At 68.0% G+C, this 19,650-nt stretch carries 22 protein-coding genes; 12 read left to right on the forward strand and 10 right to left on the reverse strand.

The features are described from left to right. Positions 1–65: 65 nt before the first annotated feature. Both IEX93_RS05610 and hemQ read right to left on the reverse strand, forming a co-directional pair. Positions 66–554, reverse strand: coding sequence for a chlorite dismutase family protein (locus IEX93_RS05610; RefSeq protein ID WP_188847265.1), 489 nt, complete (start codon positions 552–554; stop codon positions 66–68). Between the two features lie 3 nt (positions 555–557). Next, entirely contained in the window at positions 558–1,310 is a 753-nt protein-coding gene (gene hemQ, locus IEX93_RS05615; protein WP_188847266.1) for a hydrogen peroxide-dependent heme synthase, read from the reverse strand. A gap of 28 nt (positions 1,311–1,338) precedes the next feature. On the opposite strand from hemQ, the gene IEX93_RS05620 reads away from it, so the two are divergent. Genes IEX93_RS05620 through IEX93_RS05630 form a run of 3 tightly spaced genes read left to right on the forward strand, consistent with a single transcriptional unit; the run spans position 1,339 to position 6,830 of the window. After that, positions 1,339–2,397 (forward strand): mechanosensitive ion channel family protein, encoded by a 1,059-nt coding sequence (locus tag IEX93_RS05620; RefSeq protein WP_188847267.1) that lies wholly within the window; start codon positions 1,339–1,341, stop codon positions 2,395–2,397. After that, positions 2,398–4,632: a coiled-coil domain-containing protein gene (locus IEX93_RS05625; RefSeq protein WP_188847268.1), complete on the forward strand. Its 2,235-nt coding sequence runs from the start codon at positions 2,398–2,400 to the stop codon at positions 4,630–4,632. A gap of 17 nt (positions 4,633–4,649) precedes the next feature. After that, entirely contained in the window at positions 4,650–6,830 is a 2,181-nt protein-coding gene (locus IEX93_RS05630) for a RelA/SpoT family protein (protein ID WP_229906101.1), read from the forward strand. Here IEX93_RS05630 and IEX93_RS05635 read toward each other — a convergent pair. Both IEX93_RS05635 and IEX93_RS05640 read right to left on the reverse strand, forming a co-directional pair. Further along, the gene (locus tag IEX93_RS05635; protein ID WP_188847269.1) at positions 6,827–7,207 is read right to left on the reverse strand and encodes a secondary thiamine-phosphate synthase enzyme YjbQ; all 381 of its coding nucleotides are present in this window, start codon (positions 7,205–7,207) and stop codon (positions 6,827–6,829) included. The two genes, IEX93_RS05630 and IEX93_RS05635, sit on opposite strands and share 4 nt — an antisense overlap. A gap of 9 nt (positions 7,208–7,216) precedes the next feature. Then, the gene (locus IEX93_RS05640; protein ID WP_188847270.1) at positions 7,217–8,005 is read right to left on the reverse strand and encodes a class I SAM-dependent methyltransferase; all 789 of its coding nucleotides are present in this window, start codon (positions 8,003–8,005) and stop codon (positions 7,217–7,219) included. A 34-nt stretch (positions 8,006–8,039) separates the two neighbouring features. Here IEX93_RS05640 and IEX93_RS05645 point away from each other — a divergent pair, with 34 nt between their 5' ends. Genes IEX93_RS05645 through IEX93_RS05655 form a run of 3 tightly spaced genes read left to right on the forward strand, consistent with a single transcriptional unit; the run spans position 8,040 to position 10,447 of the window. After that, positions 8,040–9,086, forward strand: a complete 1,047-nt coding sequence (locus IEX93_RS05645) for a glucose-1-phosphate thymidylyltransferase (RefSeq protein WP_188847271.1) — start codon at positions 8,040–8,042, stop codon at positions 9,084–9,086. Further along, positions 9,087–9,974: a biotin--[acetyl-CoA-carboxylase] ligase gene (locus tag IEX93_RS05650; protein ID WP_188847272.1), complete on the forward strand. Its 888-nt coding sequence runs from the start codon at positions 9,087–9,089 to the stop codon at positions 9,972–9,974. It begins immediately after the preceding gene. 47 nt (positions 9,975–10,021) lie between these two features. Next, complete coding sequence (locus IEX93_RS05655; protein WP_188847273.1) at positions 10,022–10,447, forward strand: DUF2203 domain-containing protein; 426 nt, start codon at positions 10,022–10,024, stop codon at positions 10,445–10,447. Here IEX93_RS05655 and IEX93_RS05660 read toward each other — a convergent pair. Together IEX93_RS05660 and IEX93_RS05665 are read right to left on the reverse strand one after the other, a co-directional pair. Beyond that, a complete protein-coding gene (locus tag IEX93_RS05660; protein WP_188847274.1) occupies positions 10,398–10,790 on the reverse strand; it encodes a metallopeptidase family protein in 393 nt (130 codons plus the stop codon). The genes IEX93_RS05655 and IEX93_RS05660 overlap by 50 nt on opposite strands. Then, a complete protein-coding gene (locus IEX93_RS05665) occupies positions 10,787–11,200 on the reverse strand; it encodes a 23S rRNA (pseudouridine(1915)-N(3))-methyltransferase RlmH (RefSeq protein WP_188847275.1) in 414 nt (137 codons plus the stop codon). Before IEX93_RS05665 ends, IEX93_RS05660 begins: the two co-directional genes overlap by 4 nt. A 128-nt stretch (positions 11,201–11,328) precedes the next feature. On the opposite strand from IEX93_RS05665, the gene IEX93_RS05670 reads away from it, so the two are divergent. Genes IEX93_RS05670 through lpdA form a run of 6 tightly spaced genes read left to right on the forward strand, consistent with a single transcriptional unit; the run spans position 11,329 to position 16,631 of the window. Then, positions 11,329–12,432, forward strand: a complete 1,104-nt coding sequence (locus IEX93_RS05670) for a thiamine pyrophosphate-dependent dehydrogenase E1 component subunit alpha (RefSeq protein ID WP_188847276.1) — start codon at positions 11,329–11,331, stop codon at positions 12,430–12,432. A gap of 9 nt (positions 12,433–12,441) precedes the next feature. Beyond that, positions 12,442–13,416: an alpha-ketoacid dehydrogenase subunit beta gene (locus IEX93_RS05675; protein WP_188847277.1), complete on the forward strand. Its 975-nt coding sequence runs from the start codon at positions 12,442–12,444 to the stop codon at positions 13,414–13,416. Between the two features lies 1 nt (position 13,417). Continuing rightward, entirely contained in the window at positions 13,418–13,624 is a 207-nt protein-coding gene (locus tag IEX93_RS05680) for a 2-oxoisovalerate dehydrogenase (RefSeq protein ID WP_188847278.1), read from the forward strand. Further along, positions 13,621–13,866, forward strand: a complete 246-nt coding sequence (locus IEX93_RS05685) for a type II toxin-antitoxin system HicA family toxin (protein WP_188847279.1) — start codon at positions 13,621–13,623, stop codon at positions 13,864–13,866. The genes IEX93_RS05680 and IEX93_RS05685 overlap by 4 nt, the downstream gene beginning before the upstream one ends. A 10-nt stretch (positions 13,867–13,876) precedes the next feature. After that, a complete protein-coding gene (locus IEX93_RS05690) occupies positions 13,877–15,235 on the forward strand; it encodes a dihydrolipoamide acetyltransferase family protein (protein WP_188847280.1) in 1,359 nt (452 codons plus the stop codon). A 10-nt stretch (positions 15,236–15,245) separates the two neighbouring features. Further along, on the forward strand, positions 15,246–16,631 hold the full coding sequence (gene lpdA / locus IEX93_RS05695; protein WP_188847281.1) for a dihydrolipoyl dehydrogenase: 1,386 nt from the start codon (positions 15,246–15,248) through the stop codon (positions 16,629–16,631). A 53-nt stretch (positions 16,632–16,684) separates the two neighbouring features. On the opposite strand, the gene IEX93_RS05700 is transcribed toward lpdA, so the two are convergent. Genes IEX93_RS05700 through lipB form a run of 4 tightly spaced genes read right to left on the reverse strand, consistent with a single transcriptional unit; the run spans position 16,685 to position 19,537 of the window. Next, complete coding sequence (locus IEX93_RS05700; protein WP_188847282.1) at positions 16,685–17,554, reverse strand: NAD(P)-dependent oxidoreductase; 870 nt, start codon at positions 17,552–17,554, stop codon at positions 16,685–16,687. Positions 17,555–17,563: 9 nt separating this feature from the next. Further along, on the reverse strand, positions 17,564–17,923 hold the full coding sequence (locus tag IEX93_RS05705; protein ID WP_188847283.1) for a DUF3054 domain-containing protein: 360 nt from the start codon (positions 17,921–17,923) through the stop codon (positions 17,564–17,566). Next, positions 17,920–18,891, reverse strand: a complete 972-nt coding sequence (gene lipA, locus IEX93_RS05710; protein ID WP_188847284.1) for a lipoyl synthase — start codon at positions 18,889–18,891, stop codon at positions 17,920–17,922. Before lipA ends, IEX93_RS05705 begins: the two co-directional genes overlap by 4 nt. Then, on the reverse strand, positions 18,875–19,537 hold the full coding sequence (gene lipB / locus IEX93_RS05715) for a lipoyl(octanoyl) transferase LipB (protein ID WP_188847285.1): 663 nt from the start codon (positions 19,535–19,537) through the stop codon (positions 18,875–18,877). The genes lipA and lipB overlap by 17 nt, the downstream gene beginning before the upstream one ends. Positions 19,538–19,650 lie beyond the last annotated feature (113 nt).

Below are 19,650 nucleotides of genomic sequence, written 5' to 3' on the forward strand. Positions count from 1 at the left end.
GCCGCCCTCCTCACCTTGGCCCTCGGGGGCTTGGGGTTTTTGCTCCTCGCCCTCTGGGCCGCCCGCTAGCCCAGATCGTCCAGGGCCTCCCGGAAGCCCCGGGGGGCCGCCAGATACCCCCCTTCGGCCACGGCCAGGGGGAAGAGGCGCTCCAAGGAACCTTCCAGAAAGACCACCCGGCGCCCCGAAAAAAGCCTCACCCCTTCCGGCGTAGCCGCCTCTAGCCCCCGGGGGAAAAAGGCCAAGAACCCTTCCCTTGGGGCCTCCTCCCCCTGGTCCAGGAAGAGGGCTTTGGGCTCCAAAAAGCCCAGGAAGCGGGCCCGGTTCACCTCCCGCCTTAGGGCCTGGAGGGCCTTGGGGCTTGGGGCCCCTTGGAAGAGAAGGAGGTCGGCCTCGTGGGAAAACCCCACCAGGCTATAGGCCCGGAGGAACCCCTCCTTGGCCTGCCAGCGGGCGAGGAGGGCGGCGAAGTCCTCTTTAAGGTGCTCCTGGAGCTCGGCCTCGAGGCGGCGGAACTCGGGCAGGAGGCGGAAGAGGCTTAAGGACCAGAACACCCTTCAGTCTACCCCCAGGAAGCGGGCGAGGGCCTCTTGGGAGAGGTACTTCCCCACATAGAAGGGCCCAAACTCGCCGAAGCGGGCCGAGACCTCGTCAAAGCGCATCTCGTAGACGATCTTCTTGAACTGGATGGGGTCCTCGCTGAAGAGGTCCACCCCCCACTCCCAGTCGTCCAGGCCCTGGGCCCCGCTGATCACCTGGAGGACCTTCCCCTGGTACTTCCTCCCCGTCTCCCCGTGGGCCTTCATCAGCTGGGCCCTTTCCTTGGCGGGGAGCATGTACCAGTTGTCCTGGCCCTGGCGGCGCTTGTTCATGGGGTAGAAGCAGACGTACCCCCCCTTGGGCACTTTGGGGGTGAGGCGGGGCTTCACGTAGGGGCTTTCGGGGTCCAGGGGGCCCGTCTGGCTTCCCAGCTCCACCACGGAGTAAAAGCCGTAGGCCGGGCGCAAGAAGCGGGCGAAGGCGCTCTTGTTGAGGGCCTCCTCCACCTCCAAGAGGGCGTCCAGGCTCTCCCGGAGGTTCAGGAAGAGGAGGTCCGCCTTGTGGGTGACCACCTGGTACACCCCAAAAGCGCCTTTCCCCTCGGCCTCCACCCGCTCCCAGGCGGAAAGGAGGCCCTTTAGCTCCTCCCAGGCCTCCCGCCGGGCCTCCTTGGGGGCGGAAAGCCACCCGGGGAAGTCCAAAAAGCGGAAATCGTGGAGGATGTGCCAGCCCTCGAGGGTGAAGGTAGGCTCGGGAACATGCCTCTCCATGCCCCCATGATACCGGTATAGTAGCGGTATGGCCCTGGTTCATGTAGCGCTGGTTCTGGTCCTGGTGGCCCTTTTGGGGCGCTACGGGGGCTGGCTTTTCGCCCGGCTGGCCCAGGCAGTCCCGGGCGCCCGGAATGACCTTTTCTTCCGCCTTCTGGGCTACGCCTGGTGGGCCCTTTTGGTCCTGGCGGGGGCCTCCTACCTGGTCCACGCCCTCGGCCTCCCCTACGAGCCCTTCCGCTCCTGGGGGGAAGGCCTGGTGCGCTGGGCCGGGGCCAAGGGGGTGGCGGCCTTGGGGGTTCTGGCCCTCACCTACCTGGCCTACCGCCTCACCCCCCTCCTTCTGGGGTGGCTTCCTCCCCCGGAGGAAGGGGAGCTCACCCGCGAGGTGGTGCGCCGCAAGACCCTAAGGACCGTGGGGGAGTCGGCCCTTAAGGTGGTGGTCCTGGTCCTGGGAGGGCTTTTCTTCCTCTCCAACCTGGGCCTCAACGTGGCCGCCCTCCTGGCGGGGGCCGGGGTGGCGGGGCTTGCCGTGAGCTTCGCCGCCCAGAACCTGATCCGCGACTTCATCAACGGCTTTTTCATCCTCCTGGAGGACCAGTACGGGGTGGGGGACATCGTCCAGATCGGGGGGGTGGGGGGGCAGGTGGAGCGCTTCAACCTCCGCCTCACGGTGCTTAGGGACCTGGAGGGGCGGGTTCACTTCATCCCCAACTCCGAGGTGCGCCAGGTCACCGTCCTCACCCAGGAGTGGAGCCGGGCGGTGGTGGATGTGAGGGTGGCCTACAAGGAAGACGTGGACCGGGTCCTCGAGGTCTTCCGGGACGAGGCGGACCGGCTCTACCAGGACCCCGAGTGGCAGGAGCGCTTCACCGCTCCCCCCGAGGTCCTGGGGGTGCAGGACCTGGTGGACTCCGCCGTGGTCATCCGGGTCCTCTTCAGCACCAAGCCCGGCCAACAGTGGGCGGTGGCCCGGGAGTTCCGCCGCCGCATCAAGAAGCGCCTGGACCAGGAGGGGATGGAGATCCCCTTCCCCCACCGGACCCTTTACTTCGGCGAACCCCTTAAGGTGAAGCAGGAGGGCTAAATGGACGTGGCCGGCGTCATCCTGGAAGCCTTAAGGCCCCACCTGGGGCCAAGGGCGGAGGCGGTGCTGGAAGAGGGGCTTAAGCGGCTGGGCAGGGGGGCCCGGGAGCTTTCCCCCGAGGACGGGGCCCTCCTCCTCAAGGGCCTCGTCTTCCGGGAGCTCCAGGGGCGGCTTAGGCCCGAGGAGGCCAGGCGGGTGGTCCAGGAGGCCCTAAGGCGCCTCGAGGGCCAAGGGCCCTCCCTGGAGGAGCTGGAAAAGGCCCTGAAACGCTTCGGCCTCTACGTGGACTGGCCCGAGGTGGGGCGGCTTAGGGCCCTTTGGAACCGGCTCCGCCAAAGCCCCGACCCCGCCCTTCTCGGGGAGGCCAAGGCCCTGCTGGAGGCCCTGGAAGAGCGGCTGGAGGAAGCCCTCCTCCGCCAGGCCAAGGACCTGGCCTACCTGGAGGAAAGCCTGGAGCGGGTGCGCCACCTGGGAGGGGCCAAGGTGCGCCGCCTGGAAAACCTGGTGGCCACCATCCGCAAGGCCCAGGAGGAAGGCATCTGGGCCCAAGGGGAGGTGGAACGGGCCCGGGGCCTGGCCCTGGACTTGAGGAAGCTCCTGGAGTCCAGCGCTGTCCAGGCCCCCACCCTGCCGGAGATGGTCTTTGAAACCCAGGAGTTCTCCCCCGAGGAAGAGGTCTACCTCACGGTGGAGGACGCCTCGGAGCTGGAAGGGGAGCTCGTGGTGGACCTGGGCACCCTCCCTGAGGAGGCCGCCCAGAGGATCCTGGCCCTGGAGGTGGAGGAGGAAAGGCGGAGGCTGGAGGAGCTTCTCGCCCGCTACGGCCACCTCCTGGAAAGGACCACGGTGAGCCCCCTCCTCGCCGAGGTCCAGGCCCTCCTCGAGGCGGGAAAACCGGCCGGAGAGCGGCTTAAGGCCCTGGAGGAAGCCTTCAAGGAGGCGGAGGCCAACTTCCGGGCGGAAAGAAGGGCCCGCCTGATCCAGCTCCAGGAGGCCCTTAGGGCGCTTCCCCTTCCCCCGGAGGAGAAGGCCTCCCTCCAAGAGACCCTGGCCCTGGCGGAGGAGACCCTGAAGGAGGGGGGCTACCCCGACCTCGCCCCCCTGGAGGCGGAGCTTGGGCGCCTCGAGGCCCTGGCCCAGGCGCGGGAGGCGGAGGAAAAGCGCCTCTTGCAGGAGAAGGAGGCCCTCCTCCGGGAGCTCGCCCAAAAGGGAGAGGCCTTCCAGGACCTCCTAAAGGAGCTCCAGGCCCTAGGCGGGCCCGCCCTACGGGAAGGCCTAGACAGGATCCGGGCCCGCTACGCCGAAAGGCTTAAGGCCCAGGGGGAGGAGGCCCAGTACCGGGGCAAGCTGGAAGAAGCGCAAAAAGCCCTGGAGGCCCTCAGGGAGGAGGCCAAGGCCCTAGGCCTAGAGGGCCTTCTGGAGGAGGCGGCCCTCCTCCTTGCCCAAGGCAGGCTCCCCGACCTGGAGGGCCTGAAGGCCCGGCTCCAAGAGGCCAAGGAGGAGGCGAGAAGGCGCGCCCTGGAGGAGCTTTCCCGCCTCCAGGCCCTGGCGGAGCGCTTCCGGGGCTTCGGGGGGGAGGCGGCCCTCAAGGCCCTGGAGGAGGAGAAGCAAAAACCCCTCCCCGACCCCACCCCCGTCGCCCGGACCCTCCACGCCTTAAGGCGCCGCCTCGAGGCCAAGCGGGAGGAGCTCAACACCCGCCTCACCGCCTTCTTCCAAGCCCAGGCCCGCCTGGAGGGCTTCCAAAGCGAGACCGCCCGCCGCCTAAAACCCCTCCTCGCCACCCTGCGAAGCGCCCGAGACCAGCTCCCCCGCCTCGGGCCCAAGGGGGTTTTGCAGGTGGAAAAGACCCTAACCCAGGCGGAAGCCCTCCTCAAGGAGCTGGAGAAGGAGGCCGAGGCCGCCAAGGCCCTCCTCCAGGAGTTCCGCTCCGCCGACCTCGAGGCCCTCCTCGGGGCCCTGGAGGTCTCGGAAGACCCCCTCGCCCCCTTGCGCCTGCCCGGGGTGGAGGCCCTAGGCTACCTGGAAGACGCCCCGCCCCTTCCCCCGGAGGCCCTTAGGCCCTTGGTCCTGGCCCTGGACCGGCTGGACCAGGCCCTAAAGGACACCCGGAAGGCCACGGTGGTCCTCCTTCGGGAGAAGGCCTTGGTGCTAAGCCCCCACCGGGGGAAGAACCTGGTGGCCCTCCTGGAAAAGCCCAGCCTCTCCGCCTTCCTCCAGGAGCTTTCCTCCTAGTGCTACACTAAAGGATAGTGACCGCGACCGAGGCCCTCTGGGAACAACTCGCCCCTCGCCTCGCCTACTTAAGCCCCGAGGAGTGGGCCAAGGTGAAGGCCGCCTACCTCTTCGCCGAGGAGGCCCACCGGGGACAGCTTAGGCGAAGCGGGGAGCCCTACATCACCCACCCCGTGGCGGTGGCGGAGATCCTGGCCTCCTTGCACATGGACGCCGACACCATCGCCGCGGGCCTCCTCCACGACACCATGGAGGACTGCGGCGTCCCCGCCGAGGAGCTGGAAAGGCGCTTCGGAACGGCGGTGCGCCGCCTCGTGGAGGGGGAGACCAAGGTCAGCAAGCTCTACAAGCTGGCGAACCTCGAGGGGGAGGAGAAGCGGGCCGAGGACCTCCGCCAGATGTTCATCGCCATGGCGGAGGACGTGCGCATCATCATCGTCAAGCTGGCGGACCGCCTCCACAACCTGCGCACCCTGGAGCACATGCCCCCCGAGAAGCAGAAGCGGATCGCCCAGGAGACCCTGGAGATCTACGCCCCCCTGGCCCACCGCCTGGGGATGGGGCAGATCAAGTGGGAGCTGGAGGACCTCTCCTTCCGCTACCTCCACCCCGAGGCCTACCACCAACTCCTCGCCCGCCTCCAGGAGACCCAGGAGGCCCGGGAACGCCTGGTGCAAAAGGCCGTGGCCCTCCTAGAGGAGGCCCTAAAGCAAGACGAACTCCTTCAGGGCCAGCTCCAGGAGTTTGAGGTCACGGGCCGTCCCAAGCACCTCTACTCCATCTGGCGGAAGATGCAGCGGGACGGCAAATCCTTGGAGCAAATCTATGACCTTCTGGCGGTGCGGGTGATCCTGGACCCCAAGCCAAGCCCCACGGAGGAGGCCAAGGCCATCCGGGAAAAGCAGGTCTGCTACCACGTCTTAGGCCTCGTCCACGCCCTCTGGCAGCCCATCCCGGGCCGGGTGAAGGACTACATCGCCGTGCCCAAGCCCAACGGCTACCAAAGCCTCCACACCACGGTGATCGCCCTGGAGGGCCTGCCCCTCGAGGTCCAGATCCGCACCCGGGAGATGCACCGCATCGCCGAGTACGGCATCGCCGCCCACTGGCTTTACAAGGAGGGCCTCACCGACCCCGAGGAGGTGAAGCGCCGGGTCTCCTGGCTCAAGAACATCCAGGAGTGGCAGCAGGAGTTCAGCAGCTCCCGGGAGTTCGTGGAGGCGGTAACCCGGGACCTTCTGGGGGGGAGGGTCTTCGTCTTCACCCCCAAGGGCCGGATCATCAACCTGCCCAAGGGGGCCACCCCCGTGGACTTCGCCTACCACATCCACACCGAGGTGGGCCACCACATGGTGGGGGCCAAGGTCAACGGCCGCATCGTCCCCCTCTCCTACGAGCTGCAAAACGGGGACATCGTGGAGATCCTCACCGCCAAAAACGCCCGCCCCTCCAAGGGCTGGCTGGAGTTCGCCAAAAGCCGCACCGCCAAGAGCAAGATCCGCCAGTACTTCCGCGCCCAGGAGCGGCAGGAGACCCTGGAGCGGGGCCAAGGCCTCCTGGAGCGCTACCTCAAGCGCAAGAGCCTCCCCAAGCCCACGGACAGCCAGCTGGAGGAGGCAGCCAAGCGGCTCGGCCTCCCCCCTTCCCCGGAAGAGCTCTACCTGGCCTTGGCCCTAAACCGCCTCACCCCCAGGCAGGTGGCGGAGAAGCTCTACCCCACGGCCCTCCTCAAGCCGGAGAAGCCCAAGCCCACGCCCCAAAACCAGTGGGGCATCCGCCTGGACCAGGACCTCCAGGCCCCCATCCGCCTGGCCTCCTGCTGCGAGCCCATGAAGGGGGACAGCATCCTGGGCTTCATCACCCGGGGCCGGGGGGTGACGGTCCACCGGGCGGACTGCCCCAACCTGAGGCGCCTCCTCCAGGGCCCCGAGGCGGACCGGGTCATCCCCGCCTACTGGGAGGGGGTGGGGGGGAAGGTGGTGACCCTCGAGGTCCTGGCCCAGGACCGGGCCGGCCTCCTAAGGGACGTGATGCAGGTGGTGGCGGAGGCGGGGAAAAGCGCCCTGGGCTCGGAGACCTGGATCCTGGGCCCCATCGCCCGCATAAGGCTCCGCCTCACCCTCCAGGACGGGGAGCGGGAGGCCCTGGCGGAGGCCCTAAGGGGGGTGAAGAGCGTCCAGGAGGTGCGGTGGCTCTAAAGGGGCCGCACCCACACCTCCCGGGTCCTCGGCCCGTCAAACTCCGCCAGGAAGACCTGCTGCCAGCGCCCAAGCCTAAGCCTCCCCCCCTCGGCGAAGAGGAGGAGGTGGACCCCGGTGAGGAGGCTTTTCAGGTGGGCGTGGGTGTTCCCCTCGGCGTGGCGGTCCTTGGGGTGAAGCCGGGGGGCGAGTTCCTCCAGGCGGGCCAAAAGATCGTGGGCCACGTCGGGGTCGGCCCCCTCCTGGACGAGGAGGCCGCAGGTGGTGTGGGGCACGAAGAGAAAAACGAGCCCAGTGTGCCCCTGCAAAACCTCCTCCACCGCCCGGGTGATGTTCACCAGGCCCTCTTTGGGGGTGCGCACCTCCAGCCGGCGCATGCCCTAAGGTTAGCCCAGGCGGGTGGTCCTGAGGAAGAAGCTCTTCTGCACGGGGAAGGTTCTGTCCAGACTGCCGAAGGCCTCCTCGGCCCAGGGGTAGAGGCGGTCCATGGCCTTGCGGTGCACCTCCTCCGGCACCCCTTGGGTGAAGGAGTAAAGCCTTTCCTCCAGGGCCTCGAGGGCGTCCCTGAGGGAGCGCTCCTCCTTCCAGGCCACCACCTGCCGGGTCTTGGGCTTAAGCCCCAGGCGCTTCAGGGCCTCCTCCACCTCCTGAAGGCGCCTCTGGTGGAGCCCCCGCTCCACCCGCACCCCCTCGGCCTCCACAAAGGCCCGCCACGCCTCCTGCAGGCGCCACTCCACCTCGGCCTCCACCCGGTCCCACCCCTCCAGGAGGACCCCGCCCGGCTTCAGCACCCGGAGGGCCTCCGCCAGGGCCTTGGGCCAGTCGGGAAGGAGGTGCCAGAGGTGGACGGCGATCACGGCGTGCACGCTCTCGTCGGGAAGGGGAAGGGCCCGGGCGTCCGCAAGGAGGAGGCGCACCTTGCGCATGACCCCCGCCGCCTTCTGGCGGAAGACCTCCAGCATCCCCGGGTCCTTGTCCAAGGCCACGTAGGCGTACCCCCGGGCGATGAGGGGAAGAGCGATCCGCCCCGTGCCCACGCCCAGCTCCAAAAACACCGGGTCCTCCCGGCCGGAAAGGGCCGAGGTCATGGCGGTGGCGATGCGGCCCGCCACCTCCGGCGGGTAGGCCCGGAGGCGGTCGTAGGCGTAGGCCATCCGGGTGAGGGCGCTGGCCATGGCCACCCTTATTGTACGGGGTATACTCTGGGGGATGAAAGGGTTAATCCTCGCCGCGGGCAGGGGGACGCGGCTTCGCCCCCTCACCCACACCCGCCCCAAACCGGTGATCCGGGTGGCGGGCCGCCCCATCCTCCACTACGCCGTGGAGAACCTGAAGGAAGCAGGGGTGGAGGAGATCGGGGTGGTGGTCTCCCCCGAGACGGAAAAGGACATCCGGGAGGCTCTTTCCGGGCGCGAGGTCCGCTACGTCCTCCAGGAGGAGCCCCAGGGCCTGGCCCACGCCGTGGCCGTGGCCCGGGACTTCCTGGGGGATAGCCCCTTCGTCCTCTACCTGGGGGACAACCTCTTCCAAAAGGGCATCCGGCGCTTCCTCGAGGCCTTCCGCCCCGGGGTGAGCGCCGTCATCGCCCTGGTGCGGGTGGAAGACCCAAGGCAGTTCGGGGTGGCGGTGCTGGAGGGGGAGAGGATCGTGCGCCTTCTGGAAAAGCCCAAGGAGCCCCCTTCGGACCTGGCGGTGGCCGGGGTCTACGTCTTCACCCCCGAGGTCTTTGAGGTCATCCGGGAACTCAAGCCCTCCGCCCGGGGGGAGTACGAGATCACCGACGCCATCCAGGGCCTCATTGACCGGGGAAGGAAGGTGGTGGGGGTGGAGGTGGAGGGCTGGTGGAAGGACACGGGCCGCCCCAAGGACCTCTTAGATGCGAACCGCCTCCTCCTGGAGGAGCTTTCCCCGAAGGTGGAGGGGGAGGTCCTGGAAAGCGAGCTCACGGGAAGGGTGGTGGTGGAAAAGGGCGCCAGGGTGGTGAAAAGCACCGTCATCGGCCCCGCCTTCATCGGGGAAGGGGTGGTGGTGGAGGAGGCCTACATCGGGCCTTTCACCTCCTTGGGGCCGGGGGTGCGGGTGGTGCGCTCGGAGGTGGAGTACTCCATCCTCGAGGACCACGCCCGCCTGGAGAACGTGGCCTTGCGCCTCCAGGAGAGCATCCTGGGGGTGGGGGCGGAGGTGCGAAGCCGCAACAGCCTTCCCCGGGCCCACCGCCTGATCCTTGGGGACCTCTCCCAGGTGGAGCTGGCGTAGATGGCGGGGCTCCTTTCCCTCCTCACGGAGTCCTGGCAAAGCGGCGAAGCCCTGGCGAGGCGGCTTGGGGTGAGCCGGGCCGCCGTCTCCAAGGAGGCCAGGCGGCTCCTCTCGGAAGGCTACCCCGTGGAGGTCTCCCGCCAGGGCTACCGGATCCTCCCCGGCACCCCCCTCCCCCACCTCTTCCACCCCAGAGGGCGGCTCGGAAGGCCCTACCGCTACCTGGGCCGGGTGGGGAGCACCCAGGACGCCCTCAGGGCCTGGGCCGAGGAGGGGGCCCCCGAAGGGGCGCTGGTTCTCGCCGAAGTCCAGGAAAGGGGCCGGGGCCGACGGGGCCGCCCCTGGGCAAGCCGCCCCGGGGCAAGCCTCACCTTCTCCCTCCTCCTAAGGCCAAGCCTCCCCCTTCCCGCCCTGGGGCTCCTTCCCCTCCTTGCGGGCCTCGCCCTCGTTGAGGCGGTGGGGGTGGGGGGGCTCAAGTGGCCCAACGACCTCCTGGCCCCCGACGGCAGGAAGCTCGCCGGGGTCCTCCTCGAGGCCAAGGCCGAGGGGGAGGAGGTGGCCTACGCCCTTTTGGGCGTGGGGGTGAACGTAGCCTGGGCCCCGGAAGGGGCCGCCTTCCTCCAGGAGTTCACCCCCCTTTCCCGGCGGGAGGTCCTGGAAGCCTTCCTCCTCCGGCTGGAAGGCCTCCTCCCCCTCCTGGAAACCCCCGAGGCCTTCCTGGCCCGCTACCAGAAGGCCTCCTACACCCTGGGGCGCCCTGTGCGGGTGCGCACGGCCAAGGGGGTGGTGGAGGGCCTGGCGGAGGCGGTCTTCCCCGACGGGAGCCTCCTGTTGGGGGGGGTGGGGGTGGCGGCGGCGGAGGTGGAGCTTCTGCCCTTGATTGAGTGAGTTAGGCTTAGATTTTCCTAAGCGTTTGTGCTAGCATAAGGGCAGGTATGTTCGCCCGGATCTTCACCAAGGAAGAAGCGGACGCCCTCCTGCCCGAGATCCGGCGGGTCCTCTCTCAGATGCGCCAGGCCAAGAGGGAACTCCAGGAGGCCCAGGCCCGCCTCCCCGAGGCCCGGGGACTTGAGCGGCGGGCCCTGGAGGAGGAGGTCCGCTTTCTCTTAGGCTCCCTCGAGGCCGACGCCCGCTACCTCGCCTCCTTGGGGGTCTTCCTCAAGGACCTGGAAAGGGGCCTCGTGGACTTCCCCGCCCGGGTGGGGGGCGAGGTGGTCTTCCTCTGCTGGCAGGAGGGGGAGCCGGAGGTTTCCCACTACCACCCCCTTTCCGGGGGCTTCGCCGAGCGCAGGCCCCTCGCGGAGGAAGCCCCTACCCTTCCCCATAAGGCCCGCCCCGGCGAAAGGCGTCCAGGCGCCTGAGGTCCTCGCGAATGAGGTCGTCCCGGCCCGCCAAGGACTCCAGGTGGTGCCTGAGCTCGTGGAGGAGGGTTTCCCACGCCTCGGCCTCCCAGTCAAACCCCTCCCCCGCCACCGCCAGAAAGGAGCCGTAGTAGAGGGCGATGTGCCGCCCAAGCCCCTCAAAGCCCCCGAAGGCCGAGGGCGGCCCTGGGTCCAGGTACTCCCCAAGGCGCCACACCCCTTCAAGCCCCGGCTCCGGCTTGGCCTCGGGGAAGACGTGCACCCCCTGAAGCCCCCGCTTGAAGTCCTCGGGAACCTCCTCCCAAAGCCTCTCCACCAGCTCCACGAAGGCCTCGTAGGTCATGGCCGGTGGTAGGGGTGGCCCGCCCGCAAGGTCAGGACCCGGTAGAGCTGCTCCATGAGGACGAGGAGGGCGAGCTCGTGCTGCAGGGTGAGGGGGGAGAGGGAAAGGAGGAGGTCGGCCGCTTCACGCACCCCCTCGAGGTGCCCCTCCGCCCCGCCCACCAGGAAGGCCACCCGCTCTCCTTCCCAGGAAAGGAGCCTCCGGTAGAGCTCCTCCGTGGTCAGAAGCTTTCCCCGCTCGTCCAAGACCACCTTCCGGTGGCCCTCCGCCTTAGGGAGGAGCTCCTCCTCTTTCCGAACGAAGACCAGATCCAAAGGCGCGTACCTCCGCACGCGCCCCGCATACTCCTCCACCCCGAGCCGGGCGTAGGCCAGCCTGGGCCTCCCCACCGCCACCACCCGCAGGCGCACCCCCTCATCCTAACGGGGTATACTCAGGGGGAAGGGAAAGTGGGACCCTAACCCACCCCGAAAAGGAGGCCAACGCCCTTACCCAGGGCGGGCTTCCCGGCGCCACAAGCGCCAAGAAGGAGGGCGTCATGGTCAAGGAGACCCATCGGTTTGAGCCCTTCACCCAGGAGCCCATAAGGCTCATCGGGGAAAGGGGAGAGTGGCTTGGGGACTTCCCCCTGGACCTGGAGGGGGAGAAGCTACGCCGCCTCTACCGGGACATGGTGGCGGCCCGCCTTTTGGACGAGCGCTACACCATCCTCCTCCGCACGGGCAAGACCAGCTTTATCGCCCCCGCCGCCGGGCACGAGGCGGCCCAGGTGGCCATCGCCCACGCCATCCGGCCGGGCTTTGACTGGGTCTTCCCCTACTACCGGGACCACGGCCTGGCCCTGGCCCTAGGCCTCCCCTTAAAGGAGCTCTTCGGCCAGATGCTGGCCACAAAGGCCGACCCCAACAAGGGCCGCCAGATGCCCGAGCACCCGGGCTCCAAGGCCCTCAACTACTTCACCGTGGCGAGCCCCATCGCCTCCCACGTGCCCCCCGCCGTGGGAGCGGCCATCAGCATGAAGCTTCTGCGCACGGGCCAGGTGGCGGTCTGCACCTTCGGGGACGGGGCCACCAGCGAAGGGGACTGGTACGCCGGCATCAACTTCGCCGCCGTGCAGGGGGCGCCGGCGGTCTTCATCGCCGAGAACAACTTCTACGCCATCAGCGTGGACTACCGCCGCCAGACCCATAGCCCCACCCTGGCGGAGAAGGCCCACGCCTTCGGCATCCCCGGCTACCTGGTGGACGGGATGGACGTCCTGGCCAGCTATTACGTGGTGAAGGAGGCGGTAGAGAGGGCCCGAAGGGGGGAGGGTCCAAGCCTCGTGGAGCTCAGGGTCTACCGCTACGGCCCCCACTCCTCCGCCGACGACGACAGCCGCTACCGCCCCAAGGAGGAGGTGGAGGCCTGGCGCAGGAAAGACCCCATCCTCCGCTTCCGGCGCTTCCTCGAGGCCAGGGGCCTCTGGAACGAGGAGTGGGAGGAAACCCTCAAAGAGGAGATCCGCGCCGAACTGGAGCGGGGCCTCAAGGAGGCGGAAGAAGCGGGCCCCGTGCCCCCCGAGTGGATGTTTGAGGATGTCTTTGCCGAGAAGCCCTGGCACCTCAAGCGCCAGGAGGCCCTCCTTAAGGAGGAGCTCTAGGGGGTGGGTATGGCCCTCATGACCATGGTGCAGGCCCTGAACCGGGCCCTGGACGAGGAGATGGCCCGGGACGAGCGGGTGGTGGTCCTGGGGGAGGACGTGGGGAAGAGGGGCGGGGTCTTCCTGGTCACCGAGGGGCTTTTGCAGAAGTACGGCCCCGACCGGGTCATGGACACCCCCCTCTCCGAGGCGGCCATCGTGGGGGCGGCCTTGGGCATGGCCGTCCACGGGCTAAGGCCCGTGGCCGAGATCCAGTTTGCCGACTACATCTTCCCCGGGTTTGACCAGCTGGTGAGCCAGGTGGCCAAGCTCCGCTACCGCTCCGGGGGGCAGTTCGCCGCGCCCTTGGTGGTGCGCATGCCCTCCGGGGGCGGGGTGCGGGGCGGGCACCACCACTCCCAAAGCCCCGAGGCCCACTTCGTCCACACCGCCGGGCTCAAGGTGGTGGCGGTCTCCACCCCCTACGACGCCAAGGGGCTCCTGAAGGCCGCCATCCGGGACGAGGACCCCGTGGTCTTCCTGGAGCCCAAAAGGCTCTACCGCTCGGTGAAGGAGGAGGTGCCCGAGGAGGACTACGTCCTCCCCATCGGCAAGGCCGCCCTAAGGCGGGAGGGGAAGGACCTCACCCTCATCGGCTACGGCACCGTGATGCCCGAGGTCCTAAAGGCGGCGGAGGAACTGGAGAAGGCCGGGGTCTCGGCCGAGGTCCTGGACCTGAGGAGCCTCATGCCCTGGGACTACGAGGCGGTGATGAACTCCGTGGCCAAAACGGGAAGGGTGGTCCTGGTCTCCGACGCCCCCCGCCACGCCAGCTTCGTCAGCGAGGTGGCCGCCACCATCGCCGAGGACATCCTGGACATGCTCCTCGCCCCGCCCATCCGGGTCACGGGGTTTGACACCCCCTACCCTTACGCCCAGGACAAGCTCTACCTGCCCACCGTCACCCGCATCCTCAACGCCGCCAAGCGGGCGCTAGACTACTGATATGCCAAGGGAAATCATCTTCCTCGTGGAAGAAGCGGAAGAAGGTGGGTTTGTCGCCCACGCCTTGGGGGAGGCCATCTTCACGGAAGGAGAGACCTGGGAAGAACTCAAGGAAATGGTCCGGGATGCGGTCCGGTGCCACTTCGGCGAAGCGGCACCCCCGATCATCCGGCTGCACTTCGTTCGCCAGGAGGTCCTTACCCCGTGAAGCTTCCCCGCAACCTCACCGGGGAAGAGCTCGTTAGGAAGCTAGCCCGCCTAGGCTATCGGGTGGAGCGGCAGACCGGAAGCCACGTGCGCATGACCTGGGAAGGCCCTAGCGGCCCACACGCCATCACCATCCCCCTTCACCGTCCGCTCAAGGTGGGTACCCTGGCCGGCATCCTAAAAGTGGTGGCGGAAGCCCACGGAAGAGACCGCCAAAGGCTCCAAGAGCTTCTGAATCTATGAAAGGAGGACCATGCCCAAAGAAATCCTCATGCCCGAGCTGGCCGAAAGCGTGGTGGAGGGCGAGATCCTGAAGTGGCTGGTGGAAGAGGGAGACTACCTGAAAAAGGACCAGCCCTTCGTGGAGGTCATGACCGACAAGGTCACGGTGGAGCTACCCTCTCCCTTTGAGGGGGTGCTCCTCAAAAAGCTTGCCAAGGAAGGGGAGGTGGTCAAGGTCCACGCCCCCATCGCCCTCGTGGCCGAGCCCGGGGAGGCGGTGGAAGGCGTGAAGGAAACCCTTCCGGTCCAGGCGGTGGAGGAGCGCTCCATCGTGGAGCCCGGCCTGCCCGAGAAGGAGGAGAAGGAGGACCTCTCCCTCTTCAAGCCCGACCCCACGCAGGTGGCGGTGAAAAACCCCTTCCTCTCCGGGGAAAAGCCCAAGGAAGAAACGAGGCCCCAAGGCCGGGTCCTGGCGGTGCCCGCCGCTAGGAAGCTCGCCCGGGAGCTCGGAATCCCCATTGAGGAGGTGCCGGGCTCGGGGCCCTTAGGCCGGGTCCGGGTGGAGGACGTGCGGGCCTACGCCGAGCGGAGAAAGGCCCCTCCCGAAAGGCCCGTGGAGACACCCCAGACGCTTCCTTCCGGCTTCCCACCCCCGCCCAAGTACGCCCCGCCCAAGGGCTACGAGTCCCTGGAGGAGCGGGTGCCTCTAAGGGGCATCCGCCGCACCATCGCCCAGGGGCTTTGGCAGAGCCACCTCTACACGGTGCGCACCCTCAACGTGGACGAGGCCGACCTCACGGAGCTCGTGGCCCTTCGCGAGCGCCTCAAGCCCGAGGCCGAGGCCCAAGGGGTCAAGCTCACCTACCTGCCCTTCATCGTCAAGGCGGTGGTGCGGGCCCTGAAGAAGTTCCCCATGCTGAACACGAGCCTGGACGAGGAGCGGCAGGAGATCGTCTACAAGCGCTACTACCACATCGGCCTTGCCGTGGCCACGGAAAGAGGCCTCATCGTCCCCGTCCTGCGGGACGCCGACCGGAAAAGCGTCCTGGAAATCGCCCGGGAGATCGCCGAGCTTTCCCAGAAGGCCCGGGAAGGCCGCCTCTCCCCGGAGGAGGTCTCGGGGTCCACCTTCACCATCACCAACATCGGCTCCGTGGGGGCCACCTTGAGCTTCCCCATCATTAACCTGCCCGATGCCGCCATCCTGGGCGTCCACTCCATAAGGAAGCGCCCTTGGGTGATGCCCGACGGCTCCATCCAGGCCCGGGACATCATGTTCCTCTCCCTCTCCTTTGACCACCGCCTGGTGGACGGGGCCGAGGCGGCCATGTTCACCCGGGAGGTCATAAGGCTCTTGGAAAACCCGGACCTCCTTCTTCTGGAAATGTAGGATGGCAGCTATGAAGAGCTACGACCTCATCGTCATCGGCACCGGCCCGGGCGGCTACCACGCCGCCATAAGGGCCGCCCAGCTTGGCCTCAAGGTCCTGGCGGTGGAGGCGGGCGAGGTGGGAGGGGTGTGCCTCAACGTGGGCTGCATCCCCACCAAGGCCCTCCTCCACGCCGCCGAGACCCTCCACCACCTGAAGGTGGCCGAGGGCTTTGGCCTGAGAGCCAAGCCGGAGCTGGACCTGGGAAGGCTTGGGGCCTGGCGGGACCAGGTGGTGAAAAAGCTCACCGGGGGGGTGGGGACCCTCCTCAAGGGAAACGGGGTGGAGCTCGTGCGGGGCTTCGCCCGGCTAACGGGCCCCAAGGAGGTGGAGGTAAACGGCGAGCGCTACGGGGCGAAAAGCCTCATCCTCGCCACGGGAAGCGAGCCCATGGCGCTTCCGGGCTTCCCCTTCGGCGAGGACGTCTGGGACTCCACCCGGGCCCTAAGGGTGGAAGAAGGCATCCCCAAGCGCCTTCTCGTCATCGGCGGGGGGGCGGTGGGCCTCGAGCTCGGCCAGGTCTACCGCCGCCTGGGGGCGGAGGTTACCCTCATTGAGTACATGCCGGAGATCCTCCCCAATGGCGACCCCGAGACCGCTGCCCTCCTAAGGCGCGCCCTGGAGAAGGAAGGGATAAGGGTGCGCACCAAGACCAAGGCGGTGGGCTACGAGAAGAAAAAAGACGGCCTCCACGTGCGCCTCGAGGCCGCCCAGGGCGGGGAGGGGGAAGAGGTGGTGGTGGACAAGATCCTGGTGGCCGTGGGCCGGAAGCCCCGCACCGAGGGCCTCGGCCTGGAAAGGGCTGGGGTCAAGGTGGATGCCAAGGGCTTCATCCAGGTGAACGCCCGCATGGAGACCAATGTCCCCGGGGTCTACGCCATCGGCGACGCCGCCAGGCCCCCCCTCCTCGCCCACAAGGCCATGCGGGAAGGCCTCGTGGCCGCCGAGAACGCCGCCGGCAAGGACAGCGCCTTTGACTATCAGATCCCAAGCGTGGTCTACACCTCCCCCGAGTGGGCCGGGGTAGGCCTCACGGAGGAAGAGGCCAGGAAGGCAGGCTACAAGGTGAAGGTGGGGAAGTTTCCCTTAGCCGCATCGGGAAGGGCCCTCACCCTAGGCGGGGCCGAGGGGATGGTGAAGGTGGTGGGGGATGCCGAGACCGACCTCCTCCTCGGAGTCTTCATCGTGGGCCCCCAGGCAGGGGAGCTCATCGCCGAGGCCGCCTTGGCCCTGGAGATGGGGGCCACCCTCACGGACCTCGCCCTCACCGTCCACCCCCACCCCACCCTCTCCGAAGGGCTCATGGAGGCGGCGGAGGCCTTCCACAAGCAGGCCATCCACATCCTGAACCGCTAGGCCCCCGTCCTGACCCGGGGCCCCCACCGTGGCTTTCGCCACGGTGGGACACTCTAGCGGATCTCCGCCCCGCCCCAGTGCTCCAAAAGCCTCAGGGCCTCCACGTGGTCGGCCTCAGGACCCAGCTCCCGCTTGGCCATCTCGTAGACCTCGCGGGTGAGGCGCAGGAGGGGGCTTGGGGCCTTCTCCCCGTCCAGGACCCCCATGGCGATCCCCAGATCCTTCACCAAAAGCCCCAAGGCGAAGGTCTTGGGGAAGGCCCGGGTGAGGACCCTTTGGGGGATGAGGTTCTCCGTGGCGTTGGAGCGGCCCGAGGAGGCGTTGATGACCTCTAGGGCCTTCTCCGCCAAAACCCCCTGCTTCACCAAGGCGAGAAGCCCCTCCCCCGCCGCCCAGAGGTTCACCGCGAGGAGGGCGTTGTTGATGGCCTTCACCGCATGCCCCGCCCCCACGGGGCCCACGTGGACCACCTTCTTGGCGTAGGCCAAAAAGGGTTTGATCCTCTCCACCGCCTCCTCGGGGCCCCCCAGCATCACCGTGAGGGTGCCCGCCTCCGCCCCCGAGGTGCCCCCGGAGACGGGGGCGTCCAGGTAGGTGACCCCCTTTTCCCTTAGCCTTTCCGCAAGCCTCCGGCTCGCCTCGGGCTCGCCGCTCGTGGCGTCCACCCAGTAGGTGCCCTCCTGGAGGAAGGGGAAAAGGGCCTCGGCCACCTCGTAGACCTCCTTGGTGGTGGGCAGGCAGGTGAAGATCACCCGGGCCTCGGCCACCCTCTCCAAGGGCACCGCCTCGGAGCCGAACTCCCTTTGGTGCCTAAGGGCCTTTTCAAAGGTGCGGTTCCAGACCAGGGTGGGGAAGCGTCGCGCCAAATGCCCCGCCATGGGGTAGCCCATGGCCCCAAGACCGAGGAAGGCCACCTTTTCCATGGCTCCTTTTTACCAGACCCTTAGGGCCTTGGCGAGGCCCCTCAGGACAAGGAGGAAAAGGAGGCTAAACCCCATGGCCACGCCCAGAAAGACGAAAAACCCCACCCCGAAAGCCCCGCCCAGGACCATCTGCCTCAGCCATAGCCCCGCGGGGAAGGCGAAGAGCCAGGTGAGGAGGAGGTTTTGCCAGGTGGGCCTCCGGTAGGTGCCGAAGAAAGGAGCAAGGAGAAGCCAGACGAAGAGGACGGGGAGGACGTTACGGGCAAGGCCCCCCAAGGAGAGGGGCAGCCCGTGGGCGAGGAGGCCCACCCCAGCGAAGAGGAGGAGGGCAAGGAGGTCCAGGAGAAAAAGGGCCGTCCCCCGGCTCATCTTTGGGTGGCCTCTAGGAAGACCCGGTCCGCCCGGTAGGAGCTCCGCACCAAGGGCCCGGCGAAGACCTCTCTAAAGCCAAGCTCGTACCCCCAGGCCTCGTACTTCTTGAAGTCCTCGGGGGGCACGTAGCGCACCACGGGGAGGTGGGCGGGGGTGGGCCTCAGGTACTGGCCCAGGGTGAGGATGTCCACGCCCACGGCCCGGAGGTCCCGCATGGCCTCGAGGATCTCCTCCTCCGTCTCCCCCAGGCCCAGCATGAGGCTGCTCTTGGTGAGGATGTCGGGCCGCACCTTTTTGGCGTGTTCCAGGACCCTTAGGGTTTGCTCGTACCCCGCCCGGGGGTCCCGGACCTTGGGGGTGAGGCGGCGCACCGTCTCCAGGTTCTGGGCGTAGACCTCGGGGTTGGCGGCAAGGACCGTCTCCACGGCCCTTAGGTCCCCCTGGAAGTCGGGGGTCAGGGCCTCCACCAAGACCCCGGGGGCCCTTTCCTTGATGGCCCTTATGGTGGCGGCGAAGTGGGAAGCCCCGCCATCCGGAAGGTCGTCCCGGTCCACGCTGGTTAAAACCACGTACCGCACCCCCATGCGGGCGATGGCCTCGGCCACCCGCTTGGGCTCCTCGGGGTCCACGAGGCCCCTGGGGTTTCCGGTGTGGACGGCGCAGAACTTGCAGGCCCGGGTGCAGATGTCCCCCAGGATCATGACGGTGAGGGTGCCGTGGGTCCAGCACTCCCCGATGTTGGGGCAGAGGGCCTCCTGGCAGACGGTGTGGAGCTTTAGCTCCTGCACCAGGGCCTTTAGGGCCTGGTACTTGGGTCCGGTGGGCAGGGTGGCCCTAAGCCAGGCGGGCTTGTTCCGGTCCACGGGCTCGGGCCGGGCCTGGGCCAGGCCCCGCCTCACCACCTTGAGCTCAATGACCTCCCCCGTGGGGGCAAGGAGTTCCACGGTCTCAAACTTGGGTTTCATGGGCTTTCCCTTCCCAGACGGGCCTTAGGCCGAAGACCTGGGCGAAGGCCTCCACCACCTTGGCCTTGGCCTCGGCCATGGGGACCTTGCGGCCCAAAAGCTTTTCCAAGGAGGTTACCCCCTTCCCCTTAAGGCCGCAGGGGATGATCACCGTGAAGTCGTTGAGGTCGGTGTTCACGTTCAGGGCGAAGCCGTGGAAGCTCACCCCCTCCTTCACCGCCACCCCGATGGCGCAAAGCTTCTCCTCCCCCACCCAGACCCCCGCGTACCCGGGGGTGGGGTAGGCGGAGATCCCGTAGGCCGCCGCTACCCGCACGATGGCCTCCTCTATCTGCCGGAGGAAGCGGCGCACCTCCCGCCCCACGGGGAAGATGGGGTAGCCCACGAGTTGCCCGGGGCCGTGGTAGGTCACGTCCCCGCCCCGCTCCACCCAGTAGAGCTCAAAGCCGTTCTCCCGGTACCAGCTTTCGGGGAAGAGGAGGTTCTCCCCCGTGGCCTTGCGGCCCAAGGTGATGACCCTGGGGTGCTCCAGAAGAAGGAGGGTGGGGGGGCGGCTTCCCGCCACCACCTCCCGGTGGACCCGCTTCTGGTAGGCCCAAGCCTCCCCGTAGGGCACAAGGCCGAGGTCCTCCACCCGGAACTCCACGCCCTAAGGATACGCCCCCAAAGCCCGCCCGTCCAAGGGATGGGCCACAAAGCCAAGCGGCCGCAGGGAGGTTTCGCAACACGGGGTGCCCGAAACGGGGCTTGGGAAGCCCC

Source organism: Thermus composti (assembly GCF_014647535.1).
GTDB lineage: Bacteria > Deinococcota > Deinococci > Deinococcales > Thermaceae > Thermus > Thermus composti.